This window comes from Spirulina sp. 06S082 (assembly GCF_034932145.1).
Lineage (GTDB): Bacteria > Cyanobacteriota > Cyanobacteriia > Cyanobacteriales > Spirulinaceae > CCY15215.
The window spans coordinates 1-2,716 of record NZ_JAYGHV010000469.1 but is presented as its reverse complement, the minus strand read 5'-3'; the positions used below and the strand labels follow the sequence as shown (position 1 = coordinate 2,716).

The 2,716-nt window shown below is 40.1% G+C and carries 1 protein-coding gene; it reads left to right on the top strand.

The annotated features are described in order from the left end of the window. The coding region (locus VB714_RS27050; RefSeq protein WP_416309812.1) for a WD40 repeat domain-containing protein at positions 1–2,557 on the top strand (2,557 nt) is incomplete at its 5' end. Between the last annotated feature and the right edge of the window lie 159 nt (positions 2,558–2,716).

The following is a 2,716-nucleotide window of genomic DNA, read 5'->3' as shown; positions in this document are numbered from 1 at the left end:
AGTCAGTGAAGAAACAGATGAGAATGATTTTGAACTAGAATACTCTTCTGAAGAATCAAATGCACTCATTGATGAGAGTTTTGGCGATTTAGAAGCGGAGGAATCCTTAGCAGTCAGTGAAGAAACAGATGAGAATAGTTTTGAACTAGAATACTCTTCTGAAGAATCAAATGCACCCATTGATGAAAGTTTTGAGGATTTAGAAACAGAGGAATCCTTAGCAGTCAGTGAAGAAACAGATGAGAATAGTTTTGAACTAGAATACTCTTCTGAAGAATCAAATGCACTTATTGATGAGAGTTTTGGCAATTTAGAAACAGAAGAACCTTTAGTAATCAATGAGGAAATCAGCGATCGCCTTGCTCCAATAAGCGCTATAACAGAAGATAATGAAAATACATTAACCTCAGAATTTAATGTCGATATCTTTGATGAAAATGAATCAGATGAACTTAGTATTTTTTCGGATGAACTTCCCGTAGAATATGATATCAATACATCAGATGAAGATATTCGCGAAGATTATCTAAACCGCAATGAAGATCGAGAAGATAACTTCTTTGACCCTTCATTAACTCTAAATCCTGCGGAAGAAATTCAGTTACCCTCCGATGATATTTTCTCCATACCACATCCTTCAGAATCATGGTCAGAAGAATCTCCTGAATTATCTGGCGATCCTTTTACTCTCTCTTGGGAAGAACAAACAAACACAGTAGTCAATCAAAACGAATCTGACTCCCTATTCGATCCTTCCTTGCAATTGGAAGACGAAACAGTAGCTTATCCTAACGATACAGACGCTATTTTCCCTCCTTTAGATACAGATGATTTATTTGAACCTGAAACCACAGATAATGAACCTTTAATTAGCGATTCTGCAAAGGATGACTCGATCGTTATTGAAAACTTCGATCGCGAATTTTCGCAAGGCGATCGCCCATCCGAAGAGGAAGAAGAATATACTATTTTTGAGGATCGACGCAACATTCCTATTTCCCTTCCCAGTGTTTTATCCGATTCCGAAGACTCAGAAGATACAGAAGTAGAACATACGATTCTTGAAGACAAACGTAGCCGAAAAACCTCAGAACAATCAACAGAATTAGGCGAAGAAACTGCTAATTCAGAACCGGAAAATGAATTCACAATTATTGAAGATAAAAACAGCATCAATCTTGAGTCTCATCCTTTCAAAATTGAACCTTTTACCGCAGAAGAAAGCGATCGCCCATCCCACCCCGATATTAATCCTGAAGACGAACAAACGATACAACTAAATAAAACTTTTATTGCAGAAGATAATCGTGAAAGTGAAGTTTCACACCTAGTCAACTTGTCAGGGTTTGATGATGTCCTGATGCGCTATAAAAGCACTGTAGAAGAGGTTAAAATTTCCGCCCTTAAAGAAGCCTTTGATTATGACGAACCCGGTTATCGTTTAATTATAAATGCTCTCCGTGAAGAATCCTCAGAAATACGTCAAGTTGCGGAAAAACTCCTCATCGAACAATTACGATCGCCCAAAATCCAAGTTTTACCTCCCCATAAAAATTGGGTTTCTATGCAGTGTTTGCAGACCCTGCGAGGTCATTCCTATTGGGTGCAAGATGTGGCGATCGCCCCAGATAATCGTACCATTGTTAGCGCTTCCAAAGATGGAACTATTAAACTCTGGGATATCTTGACAGGAAGGGAAATCAGAACCCTTCACGGTCACGAATCTGCGGTTCTTTCTGTAGCAATTAGTGCCGATGGGGAACGGATTATTAGTTGTAGTACCGATAATACCATTAAAACTTGGAGTTTGGACACGGGGGCAGAGTTAAATAATATGCTGGGAAAATCTCATAAAATCTATGTTTTAGCCGTGAGTCCGGACGGTAAAACTGTTATCAGTGCCAGTGCGGATAATACCATTAAACCTAAATATGACGGTGGTTTAGAAGCATTTTTAAATCGCATTCCCTCTCGTCGTATTGGTGCCATTTTGAGCTTGATCGGCCTGTTGAAGCGATCGCCAGCAATTAAAATTTGGGATTTGGATAAAGGACGACCTAAAGGCAATTTTCGCGGCTATTCTCGCGGTGTCACGGACTTGGCCATCAGTCCTAAAGGTGATAAAGTTGTCAGTGGTAGCCGCGATCGCACAATTAAAATCTGGGACTTTAAAACGGGGAAAAACCTCGACACTCTTTGGGGTCATAATGATGAAATTCGGTCCGTGGCCATCAGTCCCGATGGAAAAACGATTATTAGCGGTAGCCGCGATCGCACGATTAAAATTTGGGATATGCACTCAGGTCACGTCCTGCGGACCCTACGGGGTCACAGTCAGTCTGTCACTTCCATCGCTGTCAGTGCTGATGGTAATATTATCGCAAGCGGCAGTCGAGATAGTACCATTAAAATCTGGGATTTTAATACGGGAGAGTTTATTAATACATTGCTCGGACATACAGATTTAGTGCGATCGGTGGCGATTTGCAATGATGGTAAAACCATTGTTAGCGGTAGCCGAGACAATACGATTAAAATTTGGGGAAGTAGTTATTAAAGAGGCAATAGGTAACAGAAATAGGCAACAGGCAAAAAATTACAAACAAAACGTAACAAATGGTGAAGAATAAAGTTTTAATTCTTGAAGATAGCGAAGAAATGCTCTCATCCCTACGGGAAATGCTGCCAGGAGGGAAATTTGTTGTTGTAGAAGCAA